We start from the raw sequence: 17,887 nt of genomic DNA, 5'->3' as shown, positions 1-17,887 counted from the left end.
TCCGGTAACTACGCCATCGATTTGTTATGGCGGGAAAACTACCGTGGCATTTATTATACCAACCAGGTACTGGAAAATGTAACGGCGATGAAGCCGGAAATGATAGATGATGCGTCCCGCAACATGATCCTCGGAGAAGCACATTTTCTCCGTGCTTACTATCATTACAAGCTGCTTGTCGATTTTGAGAAAATCATTATCAGGGATAAAGTGCCTTTGAAAGAAGCAGACCTGCCCAAAGGATTATCTGAGCGAAAAGAAACGTGGGACTTTATCTGTAATGAGCTGAAGGCTGCAGAGAAAGTACTGCCGCTGAGAAGCGAGCGTCCGGATGCGGAATTGGGTCGTGTGACCAAAGGAACTGCACAGGCCCTGTTAGGAAAGGCATATTTGTATCGTGCAGGAGAGGATAAAGGAACAGCCACCGCTTTGCTCACTGAATCAGGAGAATGGCTGAGTAAAGTGATCAGTTCTAACCAGTATCACCTGGAGAGCAATTTTATGAGCATGTTCAATGGTGCTGCCAAGAACACCCAGGAATCCGTTTTTGAATTACAGCAGTCCTCTGATGTTAATAATGGTGCAGCCTATGGTTCTTACCTGGGTGATTGGGTAGCCGCTTCTCAAATGGGTGGTTATGGAGAGATTTATGGCACACCGCGGTTGCTGACAGAAATGCTGAAAGAAGGCAGAACCGCCAGCGATCAGTTGTATGATCACCGCGTATATGCCAGCATCGTTTTCAACGATCCTTATTTTAATGATGGTACTACGCCAAGGGCTTATGGCTATACTTACGATGATATTTTCGGGGCTGGCACCAGTGTGATCGCTTTCCGGAAATGGGTACCTGCTTCGCTCGATCGTTTGGGTAATGACAATGCCATCAACGTGCCGCTGATCCGCCTGGCAGATGTGATGCTGATGCAGGCAGAGGTATTGAACGAATTAGGTAAGTCCGGCGCTATGGACCTCGTGAATGCTGTGCGGGACAGGGCGAAAATGCCTGCTTTGAACATCACCGGCAAAGCTGCTGTGTTTAACCAGATAGTGCATGAAAGAGTGATGGAGTTTACCATGGAAGGTAGCCGCTACTATGACTTGCGCAGATGGGGTTTGCTGGAGGCAAAGATGAAAGAAGCCGGCCGCTCGTTCCCGGCAGACAAAGCTTTTTATCCACTTCCGCTGAAAGAAACGGTTAATAATCCTATGGCTCAATAAGCGGATGTATGTACTATAAATTACTGTTGTTACTGGCGCTGCTACCGGGCATTACTCCCATTTGCGCACAAACGAATGACTGGGAGAACCCGCAGAAGGTAGCCGAAAATGTATTGCCACCGCATGCCCATTTCATACCCTATATCAACACAGCAGCAGCTGTACGCCGGGATTCCGCGCGTGCAGCTGTGTTGTTGCTGGATGGCACCTGGCAGTTTCATATTGCCCGCAATCCCGCTGCACGCCCCGGAGACTTTTATAAGAAGCATTTTGATGTCTCCCAATGGAAAAAAATACGGGTACCGGAAAACTGGCAAACAGCAGGATATGATAGTTACATTTTTACAGATGTTGAATATCCTTTTCCGCCAGATCCGCCAAGAGTGCCGGCAGACTTTAACCCGGTAGGTTCCTATCGCCGGGATTTTACGGTACCAGCCAACTGGAAAAATAAACAGGTATGGATACACCTGGGCGGCGTGAATTCATTTTTCTACTTATGGATAAACGGACAATATGTAGGTCTTAGTAAAGACAGTAAAACCCCGTCTGAATTTGATATCTCTCCATACCTGCAATCCGGCACCAACAGTGTTGCGATCCAGGTATTCCGTTTTAATGACGGCTCCTACCTGGAAGGGCAGGACATGTGGAAGCTGAGCGGCATAGAACGCAGTGTATACCTCGTGGCGAGGCCAAAGCTATGTTTGTACGATTTCTTCGCAAAGCCATTACTGGTAAATCAATATAAAGATGGGCAGTTCAGTCTGGCTCTGACATTGAACAGACTGCCCCTGGCTAAGGAAGCAGGGCAGCGGATGCAGGTGCAGTTATTGGATGAAGGAAAGGCGCTGTTGACCAAAGAATGGACAATAGGGAAAGATAGTACCTGGGAGATGGAAGCCTTGTTGAAAGACGTGAAACCGTGGAACGCAGAGCATCCGGCGCTGTATACCATGGTGATCACACACCTCGATCAGCAAGGTGCTGTGGTAGAAAGTATGGCACAGCGGATTGGTTTCCGCACTGTTGAAATAAAGGGTGGTTTGTTTTTACTCAACGGAGTAGCCATTCGTTTCAAAGGTGTGAACCGCCATGAACATGATATGTATCGTGCCCGCGTAGTTTCATCCGCAGGCATGCGCAGAGACCTGGAGGTGATGAAACAATACAATATTAATGCAGTGCGCAACAGCCACTATCCTGATACGGAAGAATGGTATGACCTCTGCAATGAGTATGGCATTTACGTGATAGATGAAGCCAACATAGAGTGTGATGGCATGTCTTTTCATCCATGGCAAACACTCTCTGATAAACCGGAATGGGAGCAGGCCTACCTGCATCGCACCAAACGTATGGTGGAAAGAGATAAGAATTATTGCAGCATCGTTACCTGGTCGCTGGGCAATGAAAGTGGCTTCGGACAGAATTTTATCTCCACCTATAAATACATCAAAGCAAAAGACAATACAAGACCGGTACAGTATGAAGCTGCCGGCAGTAACGAGTGGACGGACATTATATGCCCGATGTACAAATCTGTTTACGTCTTACAAAAATACCTGCAGGCGAAAGATAATCGCCCGGTTATTCAATGTGAGTATGCGCATATGATGGGCAACAGCGGCGGTAATTTGCAGGACGACTGGGAAATGATGTATCAGCACCCCCGGTTACAGGGAGGCTTTATCTGGGACTTTGCCGACCAGACTTTTTTAAAGAGAGATGCCAACGGCCGGCAGATATGGGCCTATGGCGGTGATATGGGTACTGTAGGGGCTACCAGCGATACCAGCTTTTGCGCAGACGGCATGCTGGCCGCGGATCGTACTCCGCATCCGCAGGCATTTGAAGTAAAGAAAGTTTATCAGAATGTACAGGTGAAACCCGAAGCAGGTAAATGGCGGGTCAGCAACCGCTTTGACTTTACTAACCTGCAGGCATATACGATTCGCTGGAAAATTAAAGGAGACGGAGCTATTATAGCAGCAGGGGATTGTCCGCAGTTATCGCTGGATCCCGGTAAAGATACACTGATGAGCATCGCCCTGCCTGATATCACACCAACCGCAGGAACGGTGTACTACCTTCATTTTGAAGTAGCAGATCAGAAAAATGCCATCGTCGCCACGGAGCAGTATAAGCTGCCGGCGTATCTGCCGATGGCGAAAAGTGCCCTTGCCGGTCCACCACTGGAAGTAAAAGCAGACGGCAGTATTGGCAATGTTTTATTCAGCGCCGGATTTAATAAAAGCACCGGCTGGCTGGAAACATATACGTCCAATAACAAGCCGCTGATGCAGGGGCCTTTGTTGCCACACTTCTGGCGTGCTGCTACCGACAATGATATCGGCAACAGCCTGCAGGTGCGCTGCGGCATCTGGCAACATGCGCTGGAAGGTGCAACGTTAAAGCAGTTTGAAGTCACGCCCCTGAGTACTACGCGTACGCAGGTGAAAACAGTTCACTATCTCCCGAAAGTAAAAGTTACCTACGCCACCACTTATACCATTGCGGTGAATGGAGACATTACCGTAGCCGTACAGTTTACACCGGCCGATACCACCCTGCCGGAAATTCCCCGCATGGGTATGCGCATGATATTGCCGGCAGCATATGACCAGGTTAGCTGGCTGGGTCGTGGACCTTTCGATAATTACCAGGACCGGAAATATGCCGCCGATGTAGATGTATACCATCTGCCGGCAGATGAACTGTTCCATCCTTATCCACGTGCGCAGGAAAGTGGTCACCGCACGGATATCAGCTGGATGGCGCTGCAGGATAAAGACAAGTCCGGATGGCTGTTTTTCTCCGACACTTTACTCAGCGCAGGGGTATTACATTTTAATATGGATAACCTGGATTTCGATCGTAGGCAGAATAAACACGGGCATTCTATATTGAATGAAAACCTGATCTGGTGGAATATCGATTATCTGCAACAAGGCGTGGGCGGCGATAACAGCTGGGGTGCCAAAGCACATCCGGAATACCAGTTGCCCTGCCGTACTTATCAATACACTTTTACATTAAGACGATTAATGCCCGGCACTGAACCGGTACAACAAGCTAAACAAAGATTCGAATAATATGAGGAAATGGTGGTGGTTATTGTGTTGCAGCACCCTCGGGGTAAAAGCGCAGCAGGCAGACAGGCAGCAGTTTACAGACGTACTGGACATCAAACATTTTGTAGCAGATACTTCCAAGGTAGGGGTTAGTTTTTTTTCAGATATGGGTGCATGGCATGCCTATGCACTGCCTGCCAGAACAAAGGACTACGGCGCTTTCATCGGTCCGCTGCTCATGGATATGGACGGTCGCTGGCTCAGCAATGCTATTGCTAAGCTCCATGTGTTTGAAGCAGGGAAAGAGTTGCTGCCGGAGAAAGGAACACCTCATTACTATCCGGGGCTGATAGCACAAAGCTATCAGCTAACGGAGATGGATATCCGTTTACAACTGATTTTCAGCAGTGCCAATACGGCAATGATTCAGGCTACCATTACCAATCAGGCTAACCGGCGCAGGGAATTATCATTGGAGTGGGAGGGGACGGTAGCGCTGCGCAACCAGGTATGGCAGCAGCAGGACCAGCAGTTGGAGATTAACGGCAACGGACATACGTTTTATATGACGTATTTGTCGGCGGATAAATGGAAAATAAAATCAGCGGGTAGTAGTTATTCCGCCGTCAAAACCATCGGCCTGCCGGCAAAGGGAACCTGGCAGGAAACACAGTTGCAGAGCTATCGGGAACAGTCGGGTACAAAAGATTTCGCCACGGCTTTGCAACAAAACAGGCAACGCTGGAATAATTACCTGCAGGCATGTTTTACAGGTGATACCACACAGCGCCGCCTTATGGTGAAATGTATCATGACGCTGATCACCAACTGGCGCAGCGCTGCCGGTGATCTGAAACATGACGGCATTTTTCCTTCCGCCAGCTACCAGGGATTCTATGGCTTCTGGGCATGGGATAGCTGGAAACAGGCCGCTGCAGTATGTGTGTTTAATCCTGCGCTGGCAAAAGATAATATCCGCGCCATGTTTGATTATCAGCAGGCAGATGGGATGGTAGTGGATTGTATTTATACCAACAGTAAAGAAAATAATGCACGGGATACCAAACCACCGCTTGCTGCATGGGCGGTGTGGGAAGTGTTCCGGCAAACAAAGGATACTGCTTTTATCAAAGAGATGTATGCACCATTGGTACGATATCATCATTGGTGGTATGCCAACAGAGATCATGATGGGGATAGTCTTTGTGAATACGGCGCCACTGATGGTACCCGCATTGCCGCCGCCTGGGAAAGCGGCATGGACAATGCCGTGCGTTTTGATCATGCCCGGATGCAACAGAATAATGCGCATGCGTGGTCACTCGATCAGTCGTCTGTAGACCTGAACGCGTACCTCTATGCAGAAAAATTGTATCTTGGTAAAATGGCTGCGCTACTGCATTTGCAGGATCAGTGGACATTACAGGCGACTTCGTTAAAAGAAAAAATCAATCAGCAGTATTATGATGCTGAGACTGGATTTTACTACGATCGTCATACATCCCTGGTAAAAGTTGCCGGCGCAGAAGGCTGGATACCACTGTGGGCAGGCATCGCCAATCCGCAGCAGGCAGCATCAGTAGCGGCAGTGCTGAAACAGGAAAAGAAATTTAATACCACCGTTCCTTTGCCGGTGTTAAGTGCTGACCATCCCAACTTTGATCCTTTGAAAGGATACTGGCGCGGTCCTGTGTGGCTGGACCAGTTTTATTTTGCGGTGGCGGGATTGAAGGCATATGGATACGATCAGCTGGCAGATGAATTTTTAGGTAAGCTATGGCAGCATGCCACCGGGATGAATGATCAGTTGCCACTGTATGAAAACTATCATCCGTTGACCGGCAAAGGGTTGAATGCACCGAATTTTAGCTGGTCGGCAGCACATACTTTATTGTTATTGCGCGAGTAAATTAAACATCATGGATATAGCAGAAATGAAAGTCCTGGTGCAGGAGCACTACGGAATGGAGGTAAGTGTACAACCGTTGGACGGCTATGAAGAAAGCAACTACCTCCTGACAGATAATACCGGTCGTCGCTACATTTGCAAGGTAGCAGGTATGGACAGTAACTGGTATCTGCTGGATGCCCAGGTGAAGATATTGCAGCACCTGGCAGATACACCGGTTGTTGAAGGTTTTCAACAGGTGCAGTTAAACCGTAGTGGTGAGGCGATAACGGTTACGACTGCAGGCTACATGCGGATACTTACTTTCCTGGAAGGGAAGATATGGGCAGAAGAAATAGCGCATACCCCATCGCTTTTAAATAGCCTGGGGCAATTTATGGGTAGCATGGATCGTGCATTGGAAGGATTTGCGCATCCGGCAGCCTACCGTATCTGCAGCTGGGACCTTCGTAATACCATGGCGGCAAAGGAGCATTTAAGCGCCATTAAAGACCATGAACGCCGCCGGATGGCCGCTTACTTCCTCCTGCAGTTTGAAACGGAAATAGTGCCGCAGCTGCCGCATTTGCGGATGGCTGTGATACATAATGATGCCAATGATTATAACGTGCTGGTGAAAAACGAAGCTGTCACCGGCCTGATAGATTTTGGCGACATGGTATATACACAGCTGGTGAATAACCTGGCTATTGCCTGCACCTATGCTATGTTGCATCAGCAAGATCCGCTGGCTGCCGCCGCAATGGTAGTGAAAGGCTACCATCAGGAATGGCCGTTAACAGCACCCGAAATTGCCAGTCTGTATTACCTGATCGCTGCGCGTTTATGCATCAGCGTTACCAATTCAGCCAAACATACCGCAGAAGGAAGCAGTAACCCTTTTCATTTTATCACGGAAAAGGCTGCCTGGAGATTATTATATCAGCTGATAAAGATAAACCCAATGGCCGCCACAGATGCGTTCCGTGTAGCCGCCGGTCTTTCTCCTGAAATTATCCCCGAAGACAAGTACACCTCCCTGTTGGCGGAAAGAAAACAACATATCGGGCGTAACCTCAGCATCAGCTATCAGCAGCCACTCAAGATATGGAAAGGTGCGCTGCAGTACCTGTATGATGATAAAGGCCGTACGTATATCGACTGTGTAAATAATGTAAGCCATGTAGGCCATTGCCACCCCAGCGTAGTGCAGGCCATCCAGCAACAGGCTGCCCGGCTCAATACTAATACCCGCTACCTGCACGATGACCTCGTAGCCTATGGCCGTGAGCTTACCGCTACCTTGCCGGAAACATTGCAAGTTTGCTATTTTACCAACTCCGGTAGTGAAGCCAATGACCTGGCCATCCGCATGAGCCGTCATTTTACCAAACAAAAGGATGTGATTGTCCTGGACCACGCGTATCATGGCACCTCTACGGTAGCCATGGAGTTGAGTCCCTATAAGTTCGACGGCAAAGGTGGTTTTGGTAAACCTGCCCATACGCATAAAGCCGTCAACCCGGATCTGTACAGGGGGCCTTACCGGTATGGACACGAAAATGCCGGCGCCGCCTATGCACAGGATATAGCAGACATCATTGAAAGATTATCGGGCGAAGGAAAAGGTGTTGCCGCCTTTATCTGCGAAACGCTGCTGGGTGTGGGCGGACAAATTCCGCTGCCCCCGGGATACCTGGAAAAGGTATATCAACATGTGCGGGCCGCTGGTGGTCTTTGTATCGCAGATGAAGTACAGGTAGGCTTTGGCCGTGTTGGTAATCAATTCTGGGGCTTCCAGCTGCAGGACGTGGTACCTGACATCGTTGTATTGGGTAAACCTATTGGCAACGGTCATCCGCTGGCAGCAGTTGTTACTACACAAGCCATTGCAGATGCCTTCAATAATGGCATGGAGTACTTCAACACCTTCGGTGGCAATCCTGTATCTATGGCCTGCGGCAGAGCAGTATTGCAGGTGATACAGGAAGAAGGGATGCAGCAACATGCACTGGAAACAGGAGAACATTTTTTACATGGACTGCGGCTGTTGATGGATAAACATCCTATTATCGGTGATGTACGCGGGCATGGCTTATTTATTGGGGCTGAACTCGTACGCAACAGGGATACCCAGGAACCTGCTGTGCCGGAAATAGATGTAATAGTAGAAAAGATGAAAGACCGCGGATTCCTGATCAGCACAGATGGACCATTACATAATGTATTAAAAATAAAACCACCCATGGTGTTTAATAAAGAGAATGCTGATACTTTTTTATGGCACCTGGATAAGGTATTGGAAGAATTGTAACCAACCATCAGCATCATACACCATTACTACAACGGGTATAGCGTCTGCTATGCCCGTTTTTCGTGATGGGGGTAACAATTTGTCCGGTTTGTTGATATACCTGTACATAACAACAAAACACCCGATCATGAAAACAATTACTATTGCCATTGCACTTATAATTTACAGTAGTATACACCTGCTGGCACAGGAAAACAAGCCAGGACAACCCATAAAAGGTGTTATCGTAAAGGGAGGCAAAAATCCCGGAGGAAATATTTCATTATCGGCCAACGGAGGTACTTCTTCTTCCACTGGCGTATCTAATGGCTGGAGCTTTAATCCTAATATAGGCCTGGAATTGTTTTGGGGCGGATTTGGAATCGGAGCAGATGCAGGCATTTTTACCAGTAAAATGGACAACGCGTTCCATCAATACAGTGAAGCATTAAAAGGAATGGATGCTTTCAGCATTCATAACGGCAGCAACAAATGGACCAGTACCTACGTGCTCGCCGGGCCGCAATATACTTTTCGTAAGCGTGCGCTGGCACTTACGCTCTCTCTGAAAGGAGGGATCACCCACCGTACTGCTCCGGAATTCGCGATCGTAGATAATATTTCCGGTACCAACGTTATGGCTTATCAGCCGCCAGCCGATGACGCCAATAATGTTTTTACGCTGAAGCCGGGAATAAGTCTCGCTTGTAATATCTCCGGTCGCTGGGCAGTGGTGGCCAATGTGCAGTACTTGCTGCAGCCCGGGCAACAGGAAACTACCATCTCCTACAGAGATCTTAGTCACGTTGATTTTACCGGAAATGGCAAGGAGCTGAGCGCACAGCTTTCCAATCAACCCTACATTATCAGCACTACCAAAGGACCAGATAAATACATGAGTGCCGGAGTTGGACTCCGCTATACTTTCAGGACAGGTCATGTGAACGGTGGCAGCGCCGTACAAAGGCATCGCTTAAGAGGTAAAGTCACCAAACCGGGTACGCTTAACCTGGAGACTTCACCTGTGGAAAATAGTGCTACCAATGCTGCTACGGCTATTGCAGAAGACAAACGTACCTACACCGGTGGTCGTAAAAACGAAGACCAGCCGGCGGCGAAAGGTATTTCAGAAAAAGGCGTTTCCCGTCCATACAAAGAAGATGTTGAATTTTTAAACACCCTATTTGTAAATAACGGCAACGAAAAAGTATTAGACCCCAAATTGTTTAAGCTGGTCACATCAGACAGTGAATTAAAAGGAATGAAAGTTTCTTTCAAAAAGGATCATAAAGTATATAAGTATTTGGGAGATCAGCAGCGCATTGTAGAGATATTACAATCTGCTAACCGGCCTGCAGGCTGTACTGATTGTACCACCAGGGAATGCAACGGAAAGGTATACGATTGTGCCTGTGTAAATGGTTTTTGTTATTGTATTATTTGTATTGAGATTACTAAACTGAGCGAACTGGCAGAATAGAGGGGTGTTGTTAATGTCAAAGCCCGGCAGCTGATAATATCGGCTGACCGGGCTTTTGTATTTATACGCGATTTACTTCAGGTATTTTTTGAATGTCATGGAGTATCTGTCACGAAATATTTTCCAAAGCAGTACAGCATTTTGTTGTTGGGTTTTTTCTTTCATGGGGATGAGGATATAAGCAAGGGGTAATAATGACGACTACATACATCAGCTTATCTCCGCCAGTATTTCTCTGATGCTGGCCAGGTGATGATCATCGTGTTCTGCTACAAAATGTGCCAGATCAATTACCCGCATCGGTGTTTTCAGACGGGGATGTAGCGCAGTTTTGACTAACTGTGTTTCATCCAGGTTCGAGAGTTTGGCGACGAATTGTCTTCTGTGTTCCCTGAACCGCTTCAGTAATACCCTGATCTCAGTAGCATTATGATTGGCTTTATGAGTGGTTTGATTCGATAAATCGGCTACCCTTAACTCAGGCAGTCCTTTGATAAAATCATCCACCCGGCCAGACCACAGGGGCTCCAGATCAGAAAGATGGCCTATTTCTTCTTTAATGGACCATCGATCGGTTAACTTATGGGTGAGTAAAGCAGGGGCCAGTTTACCGGCCATTTCTTCGGCCCGGGCAGGGGTACCACTTAAACGTTCAATAATGGAAGGCATCAGCCCATTGTCTTCAATGGAGGGGAATACTCTTTCAAACCAGGCAGTTCTTTTCATTACGCATAGAATTTTTAGGATGATGTAAGTTATCTGTTTTTTGATATATGTTTGCAGGAAGATTTAATAAACCGGCAAACATCCCGCTCTATGAAAGCAACGATCCTGTTATTCTCTGCCTTCAGCGTCCTTTTATTTTCCTGTTCTAAAGATGACAAACCCGCTGCCAGCCCCCAACTCATCTTTAAATACAAGTTTGATGCATCCCAGGAACGGTTGAATAATCTGGGTAAACCTGCTACTATTGCTGCCGGTAATGCCGCCCAGTCGCCCGTGATGAGAGGACTCAGTGCACATTACATTGAACTGGCGCCTCTGCCGGTGACCATGCTGGGGAGAGGAACCGTGTTGTATAAAAATGAAGAAACAAATGCTGGTGGCTCCGCAGCCATTGATTTCAGTAAGGCGGTGATAGGAACAGATAACAGTGTTTTTTTTGAAATGCCGCTGAAAGATGTGAAACCGGGAAAATACCAATACCTCCGGGTATCATTGGCTTATCAGTCTTACGATATTCAAATCAATATCGCCGCCCTTAAACGGGAAGTTACGGGCAGACTGGCTTCTTTCATCGGGTATAAGAGCTATATAGATCATTATAAGATCAAAGACAGCACCATTACCGTTAAAGGGAACAGGCCACAGGGCTATTGGGGACTCGAGGTAGCCGGAAGAGTGCTCACCGGTCAGGCACCTGCCGGCGCCACCACTGTCCCAAACCCGCTGGCCGCCACTTCTCCGGTTCCAGYAGGTTCCTGTGTGGTGACGGGTACATTAGGCAATTCATTTGAGATTACCGGTAATGAAACAAAGGATATCGTGATTACGGTTTCGTTATCGGTGAACCGCAGTTTTGAATGGAAGGATAAAAATGCAAATGGTAAGTTCGATCCGATAGAAGGGGAGAAAGTGGTGGACATGGGCATCAGGGGATTGAAGACGATCATTCAAAAATAAATCCTGCTTGTTTTTTTATCAAAAAAACGCAACTTAGCCGGAAGTATCTGAACAATCTGACTAACATGAAAGTATTTGAAGCAACGGTATTATCTCCTGCTGATATAGATAGTTTATTGCAACTGCAACGGAATAACCTGGTGCAGCATGTCTCTTCCCAAACCGCTAAAACACAGGGTTTCCTGACATTTGAATATACCAGGGACGTACTGGAAAGAATGATGACAGATATGTCGCAGCCAGTAATCATATCTGAAGAAACCCTGGTAGGCTATGCGCTGGCGACATCCATCCGGGCAGGAGAAGAAATTGAATTAATGCGGCCCCTGGTAAAGATGGCCAATGAACTGACCCTGAATGGCAGCCCGGTGTCGCAGCTGCGGCATTATTTTATGGGGCAGATATGCATCCGGGAAGGCTGGCGCGGAAATGGTTTATTCGATACATTATATGCCGCTCATAAAACATTGTTCTCTCCCGACTTTGATTGTATGATCACAGAAATTGCGGTAGATAATCTTCGCTCCCAGGCAGCCCATGCCAGGGTAGGTTTTCAGAAGATACATACCCACAGAGATGCTACCACCGAATGGGATGTAGTGGCATGGGACTGGCGATCTTAATATCCCACTTCGTTTTTAGTTTTTTGTTTGTTCTTTGTCGGGGCCTAACCAGGACCCGGTTTTAGCAGGTATTTAATATTTTTTGCTATATTTAGTCTCAATACAATACGCAGCTTTTTCTTTCCTTTTTATATCACTTCTTTAATCGTACAACACGTTTAAATATGAAAAAAGTAACGGGCCTTGGCGGCGTATTTTTTAAATGCGACAATCCGCAAAGTATGAACGAATGGTACGCCAAAAATCTTGGGTTGGCTACCAGTGAGTATGGAGCAACGTTTGAGTGGCGGCATGCCGATGATTCGTCGAAAAAAGGAACTACCGCCTGGTGTACGTTTCCGAAGGATACTAAATATTTTGATCCGTCTACCAAGCCGTTTATGATTAACTACCGGGTGGAAAATATTGTTGAGCTGGTAGAAGAACTGAAAAAGGAAAACGTGACCATTGTTGATGAGATTGCGGAATATGACTATGGCAAATTCGTCCATGTGCTCGATCCGGAAGGGAACGTTATTGAGCTTTGGGAACCCAAAGATGATCTGGATCCGGATAGCGCGGCAGGATAAAATTTCCGGGTCAGCTTTTTAATTGTATCATACGTTAGAAGAACATAATTATTAGTGGCTGCATATAACGGGGCCGGGTATACGATACCCGGCCCCGTTATATGTAAGCTATACTGCATTTTACTCCCACTGCGATATTTTTTCACTCCCAGGTATTAAATTTAAGTTACCTCGTATTTTGTGAACCAGAGTATATATATTCTAAACATAAAATTTCCTATATTTGAATAGATAACCTGTAGAATGAGTGATAGTCGTTAAATGGAGGTTTGAAGAAGGATGCCAGTTTCCATCCGTTAGTGAGCATGAAAAATGAAAGTGTAGTCGCACTAAACCCTTATGTATCCATTTTTTTATTATCTGCCGTATGATTTAACCTGTTTCCAAACCAGGATTTTGTGAAGTATGCCTGGATAGATTACCGGCTTTTGAATGCATGTTTTTGCTGAATAAAAATGATTCAGTCACGATCCTTTTGCCCATTCGAATGAATGATTTATAAACCCAAATCTATCCAAAGACAATGAAAAAAAATCTGAAAGGAATTGCCTTGCCCGCATTAGCTGTTTTATTAGCCAGCAGCTGCACAAAAAATCTGACAAGTAACCCGCTCCAGTCAGACGTGAACAAATTAGCCAGCGGAGTTACCGCTGCTGCGCTCACCATTGACACCGCTACCATCACGCTGAACTGGGGTACGGTGTATCAGAAAATAGATGGCTTCGGATCGTTTGCCGGCCGTGCCGTCCCTTTCTTTGAAGCCGCCAAGCGTGATAGTTTCATGCAGTTGCTCTGGGGAGAACCGGGCTTGCAGCTGAATATGATCCGTGGCGAAGTATTGCATACTTATCCGTTTGACAAGCCATCTGGTGTGGTAACGATCAAGCCTGCAGGCGTAAGTATCGATGATGCTGCCAATAGCGCCGCTTACCTGGCACTGACGGCCGATCAGAAAGAGCAGCTGGCACAACTCTGGATTCTTAAGAAAGTGAAAGAACGCTATCAGGTACCGATCATGTTTGCCAGCACCTGGACGCCGCCGTTGTATATGAAAACAAACACCAGCAGTGAGAGCGCAAAAAATTTCAACGGACTTAATTACAGTTGCTGTTCCACCGATTTTGCCAACTACCTGGCAGGATTTGTAAAATCATACCAGAATGAAGGACTCAGCTTCTATGGTATTTCGCCCACCAACGAACCTGAAAACGTTTTCTCCGACTGGGCTTCTTCCTACTGGACAGCCTCACACCTGGGACAATTTATTACCAATAATCTCCGTCCGGCGTTAAATGCACAGTCACTGAATACCACGAAGATCATCTCTTCTGAAAATGCTGCCTGGGGAACCGCTAACAGCTTCCTCTCCGGCATGGATAAAAGTAATGTAGACATTCTCGCAGGTCATGGTTATGTAGAAATAGGGGACCTGATTTTAGGCAAGAGAGGCCTGAATCAGAACCCGGTTACCTGGAATTATGCCACCGGCAACAGACCGGTATGGATGACAGAAGCTTCTGATGATAGTGGGACCTACGATGCCACCATGACAGGAGGTTTGAAGCTGGCCATCAACATGCATAAGTTCCTTGCGGAGTGTAACGTGAACGCCTATGTGTACTGGCTCGGAATGTTGAGTTTTAATAACAACGAATCCCTTTTGGGTACCAATGGTGATGGCTCTATTTCTTACCCTAAAACATATGATGTAATGGGGCAGTATTCCCGTTTTGTACATGCAGGTTACTATCGCTTCAACAGTATGCTGGCTAATAATTCTACCCTGAAAATATCGGCCTTTAAAGATCCGGCTACCGGTAAGTTCAGCCTGGTAATTGTTAACCCGGGCGGCAATGAAACACACTGCCGGCTGAATCTGTCTGGTTTCGCTGCAGGCAGCGTTACTTCCTATGTAACGTCAGCAGCTTCCGGCACACACTGGCAGCAGAGTGCCGCTATTGCACCGCAAACAAATGGTAGCTTTGTATTAACCGTTCCCGCCAGCAGCGTCATTACTTTTACAGGTACTGCTAACTAATAAATCATGAAGACGAAAGCAAAGATGCCGGCAATGATCTGCCGGCATTTTTGCTTTATGTAAGATCTCTTTAAAAAAGTATATTTGATTACTATTGCTAGCTATTGTATGGGCATTATTCTATCACCGGGTCATTACTTTGGAAAAGAGCAGCAGTTTAATGAGAATGCTTCCTTTAAACTGAATATTACGGCTTATCAGCCGCAAGTGGAGATCCATGAACATTATCATGAAAATGCCTACCTGAGCTTACTGATCAACGGCAGTTATGAGGAAGTAAACAAAAAGACCAGCAGCGGAATTACTCCCGGTGAAGTGTTGTTCAGACCTGCCGGATACAATCATGCGAATCATTTCCACGACACAGGTGGCCGATGCCTGAATATTGAATTTAAACAAAACGGTTTGCAGGAGCTGGAATGGAGGGGGCCTTTGCCGGATAAAATGACCGTATATAAGGCCGGCACATTTGATTATTTATACCGGCTTTTGTATTTCTTTTCCCAGGATCCCGGTATCTCCCTGCCGGAAGAATACATTTTAAGCTGGCTATCAGCATATACTACCGATCACATTCCTGTACGTTTGCCCTGGTTACCCAAGGTGAAAGCGATCCTGGAAAATGAATTCGACACTCATCATACGATTAAATCTATTGCTGCCAGGGTTTTTGTACATCCCATTTACCTGGCCCGCGCTTTTAAGGAAAGAGAGGGGATGACCATCGGTGAATACCAGCTCAAAATGCGGGTAAGAAAAGCCATGGCACTTATTTTTACCACCACGTTGCCGGTGACAGATATTGCCTTCGCCGCGGGCTTTTCTGACGCCTCCCACCTGGTCAGATCTTTTCGTTTCTTTTACCTGGCTACTCCCCGCAGGTTCAGGTCACTCCTGAAAAGTTAATCTGGTACCATTTTAATTGTGCCCGGTGCTGTTACTTTGTAAAAAAAAAGTATGCGTTCCGTTATTGCCGTTATTTGTCTGTTATTGCCGTTGTGTTTATCTGCCCAGCATAAGCTGGATTACCAGTTGCAGGTACAGGTAGATCTGTTGCAGAAAACATTTGCGGTGCAGGGAAGTCTTTCTTTTGAAACAACGAAGACCAGTGCAGACTCTGTTGATATTACCATCAGCAGAGGCGTAGGAGAGGTGAAGCTGCAATTGGAGGGGACWACGGGCCGCATGGATACCAGTGTCAATGCAAACGGCGATAAGGTATATCGCTGGTATTTTAGTCATGCGCTGCCTGCAGGTACCGGGTTGCGATTCACCTACGCTTATGAGCGGGGCAGCGCACCCACTTTTCAATACTACCTGGATAGCATCTTCTGTATGGCTGGTGGTTACGGATCGGCATGGTATCCACAGGTGATTTCCCGGGAGGAAGATAGTACCGGCAGTTATACCCGGGGAACCGGCACCATTGCTGTTACTACACCGGCCAATATCATGGCCGTGATGGCGGCTGGTACGCTGAACACGACTACTGTGGCAGATAAGCGCACGTACACTTTCCATTATACCCAGCCGGATATCTTCTCTCTCTATATCGGAAATTATTCCCGACAGGAGTATAAAGGCAATCGTTCTTTTTATACTTATAGTTTAAGTACAGCCATTGATGGCAAAGATTTATCACGCAAATCCGCTGCCGTATTGGATTTCCTGTCCGCTCAATTTGGTCCGCTAACTATTCCAAACTTTTCCATTATTGAATTCCCGGAGTATGTGTCGGAGCTGACCGGCATTGGCGGAGCCAGTATCCTGGGTGGGGTAGTGATGCCCACTGCCGCCCTCCGGCAATTCAATTATGCGCTCTTTGGTCATGAAATAGGACATCAGTGGTGGGGGAATAAAGTGAGGTCAAGAGGAGAGCGGGGTGCATCTATCATTTCTGAAGCCCTGGCCCAATACAGCTCATTGCAGGTGGTATATCATTTCGATAGCGCCCATGCGGTAGATTACCGCAGAACGGGCTATCCAGGCTATATCAGAGATCAATGCGGACTGGGCTATCTGAAGAATGTGGCTGCCGGAAATGACGAGCCGCTGGTAGCGTTGACTGGCGCCAATGATCATATCCTTGCTGACAGTAAAGGTTTCCTGGCGCTGGAACTGTTATCAGCCACAGTGGGCAAACCGGTATTTAATAAGGCCATGCAGGTGATCGGCGAAGAATATAGCAGCAGGGGCGTTAGCTGGGAGGATTTTCAAGGGGAGATAGAAAAGGCATACGGGCATCGGTTGCAGTGGTTTTTTGACCAATGGTTCGAAAGAACAGGTGCACCCGAATGGCAAAGCAGCTGGCAGCAGCAGCAAAATAAATTGCAGCTGACGGTGACACAAAAAGACAGTATTTACCAGCTGCCGCTGGAGGTAATGATCAGGTACAGCAATGGTACTACCTCTTTGCAACATATTACGATCCGTGATCGCAGTCATACCTTACAACTGCCTGTAAATGGCTCCGTAACAGCTGTTCAGTTAGATCCTTACTTTAAGGTATTACATTGGGAAGAAGCATTGGTGCCGATTGCAAAGTCGCAGGCCAAAGTGATAAAGGTGCAGAATTTACGCATGCAGGACAAAAGTGCGGAAGCCATCAGCCTGGCGCAATCCTACCTGAAGGAAGGTATTCCGGATGATAGCGCCGGAGTAGAGTTCACACTGTTGTATCAGCTGGGACGTATGACTGCAGTGCAAAATAAGCCGGATGAAGCCCTGGCTTATTACCAACGCTCCCTGCAATGCGTGTCGCGCGCACCGGAACTATTGGCCTATACGTATTACCGGATAGCACAATTGGCCGCCGCGAAAAAAGATACCACATTACTGCAATGGGCCTGTGCCAACGCCGTGAAAGCAGATAAGCTCAATCACCAGGCTGATGGTATGGAAGCCAGGGCAGCACTGTTATTGGCAACTGTTCCCCGGCATCCGTGAGGATCGTTTAATTGCCCCATCTGCCATGGATGGTATTTTCTTCCATCCGCGTAATACCGCTGCCGGTAGACT

The 17,887-nt window shown here is 47.1% G+C and carries 12 protein-coding genes; 11 read left to right on the top strand and 1 reads right to left on the bottom strand.

All coding sequences use genetic code 11. The features are described 5' to 3' along the window. The 5 genes from AC1DP6_RS32420 to AC1DP6_RS32400 form a co-directional block, all read left to right on the top strand. Window positions 1-1,221, top strand: a 1,221-nt coding sequence (locus AC1DP6_RS32420; RefSeq protein WP_477058576.1) for a RagB/SusD family nutrient uptake outer membrane protein, incomplete at its 5' end; no start/stop codon positions are given. 8 nt (window positions 1,222-1,229) lie between these two features. Then, a complete protein-coding gene (locus AC1DP6_RS32415) occupies window positions 1,230-4,316 on the top strand; it encodes a glycoside hydrolase family 2 TIM barrel-domain containing protein (protein ID WP_477058575.1) in 3,087 nt (1,028 codons plus the stop codon). Window position 4,317: 1 nt separating this feature from the next. Further along, a complete protein-coding gene (locus tag AC1DP6_RS32410) occupies window positions 4,318-6,204 on the top strand; it encodes an MGH1-like glycoside hydrolase domain-containing protein (RefSeq protein WP_477058574.1) in 1,887 nt (628 codons plus the stop codon). A 10-nt stretch (window positions 6,205-6,214) separates the two neighbouring features. Further along, the gene (locus tag AC1DP6_RS32405; protein ID WP_477058573.1) at window positions 6,215-8,497 is read left to right on the top strand and encodes an aminotransferase class III-fold pyridoxal phosphate-dependent enzyme; all 2,283 of its coding nucleotides are present in this window, start codon (window positions 6,215-6,217) and stop codon (window positions 8,495-8,497) included. Window positions 8,498-8,624: 127 nt separating this feature from the next. After that, the gene (locus AC1DP6_RS32400; RefSeq protein ID WP_477058572.1) at window positions 8,625-9,956 is read left to right on the top strand and encodes a hypothetical protein; all 1,332 of its coding nucleotides are present in this window, start codon (window positions 8,625-8,627) and stop codon (window positions 9,954-9,956) included. A gap of 210 nt (window positions 9,957-10,166) precedes the next feature. On the opposite strand, the gene AC1DP6_RS32395 is transcribed toward AC1DP6_RS32400, so the two are convergent. Then, window positions 10,167-10,682: a DinB family protein gene (locus AC1DP6_RS32395; protein WP_477058571.1), complete on the bottom strand. Its 516-nt coding sequence runs from the start codon at window positions 10,680-10,682 to the stop codon at window positions 10,167-10,169. A 90-nt stretch (window positions 10,683-10,772) separates the two neighbouring features. On the opposite strand from AC1DP6_RS32395, the gene AC1DP6_RS32390 reads away from it, so the two are divergent. The 6 genes from AC1DP6_RS32390 (at window position 10,773) to AC1DP6_RS32365 (ending at window position 17,815) form a co-directional block, all read left to right on the top strand. Further along, the gene (locus tag AC1DP6_RS32390) at window positions 10,773-11,639 is read left to right on the top strand and encodes a hypothetical protein (protein WP_477058570.1); all 867 of its coding nucleotides are present in this window, start codon (window positions 10,773-10,775) and stop codon (window positions 11,637-11,639) included. Window positions 11,640-11,704: 65 nt separating this feature from the next. Next, window positions 11,705-12,262, top strand: a complete 558-nt coding sequence (locus tag AC1DP6_RS32385; RefSeq protein WP_477058569.1) for an N-acetyltransferase family protein — start codon at window positions 11,705-11,707, stop codon at window positions 12,260-12,262. A 164-nt stretch (window positions 12,263-12,426) separates the two neighbouring features. Next, window positions 12,427-12,831 carry a VOC family protein gene (locus tag AC1DP6_RS32380; protein ID WP_477058568.1) on the top strand — a complete coding sequence of 135 codons (405 nt, stop codon included), beginning with the start codon at window positions 12,427-12,429 and terminating at the stop codon, window positions 12,829-12,831. 523 nt (window positions 12,832-13,354) lie between these two features. Beyond that, window positions 13,355-14,869, top strand: a complete 1,515-nt coding sequence (locus AC1DP6_RS32375) for a glycoside hydrolase (protein WP_477058567.1) — start codon at window positions 13,355-13,357, stop codon at window positions 14,867-14,869. Window positions 14,870-14,953: 84 nt separating this feature from the next. Further along, window positions 14,954-15,775, top strand: coding sequence for a helix-turn-helix transcriptional regulator (locus AC1DP6_RS32370; RefSeq protein ID WP_477058566.1), 822 nt, complete (start codon window positions 14,954-14,956; stop codon window positions 15,773-15,775). A 51-nt stretch (window positions 15,776-15,826) separates the two neighbouring features. Beyond that, window positions 15,827-17,815 carry a M1 family aminopeptidase gene (locus AC1DP6_RS32365; protein ID WP_477058565.1) on the top strand — a complete coding sequence of 663 codons (1,989 nt, stop codon included), beginning with the start codon at window positions 15,827-15,829 and terminating at the stop codon, window positions 17,813-17,815. Window positions 17,816-17,887 lie beyond the last annotated feature (72 nt).

The organism is Chitinophaga sp. 01L420 (assembly GCF_056399985.1).
The sequence above is the reverse complement of the archived record's forward strand: the minus strand, read 5'-3'. Positions and strand labels throughout refer to the sequence as shown.

Coding starts and splice junctions, on each gene's coding strand:
- AC1DP6_RS32415 (WP_477058575.1), top strand. CDS start 1,230: ATGTACTATAAATTACTGTTGTTACTGGCGCTGCTACCGGGCATTACT.
- AC1DP6_RS32410 (WP_477058574.1), top strand. CDS start 4,318: ATGAGGAAATGGTGGTGGTTATTGTGTTGCAGCACCCTCGGGGTAAAA.
- AC1DP6_RS32405 (WP_477058573.1), top strand. CDS start 6,215: ATGGATATAGCAGAAATGAAAGTCCTGGTGCAGGAGCACTACGGAATG.
- AC1DP6_RS32400 (WP_477058572.1), top strand. CDS start 8,625: ATGAAAACAATTACTATTGCCATTGCACTTATAATTTACAGTAGTATA.
- AC1DP6_RS32395 (WP_477058571.1), bottom strand. CDS start 10,682: ATGAAAAGAACTGCCTGGTTTGAAAGAGTATTCCCCTCCATTGAAGAC.
- AC1DP6_RS32385 (WP_477058569.1), top strand. CDS start 11,705: ATGAAAGTATTTGAAGCAACGGTATTATCTCCTGCTGATATAGATAGT.
- AC1DP6_RS32380 (WP_477058568.1), top strand. CDS start 12,427: ATGAAAAAAGTAACGGGCCTTGGCGGCGTATTTTTTAAATGCGACAAT.
- AC1DP6_RS32375 (WP_477058567.1), top strand. CDS start 13,355: ATGAAAAAAAATCTGAAAGGAATTGCCTTGCCCGCATTAGCTGTTTTA.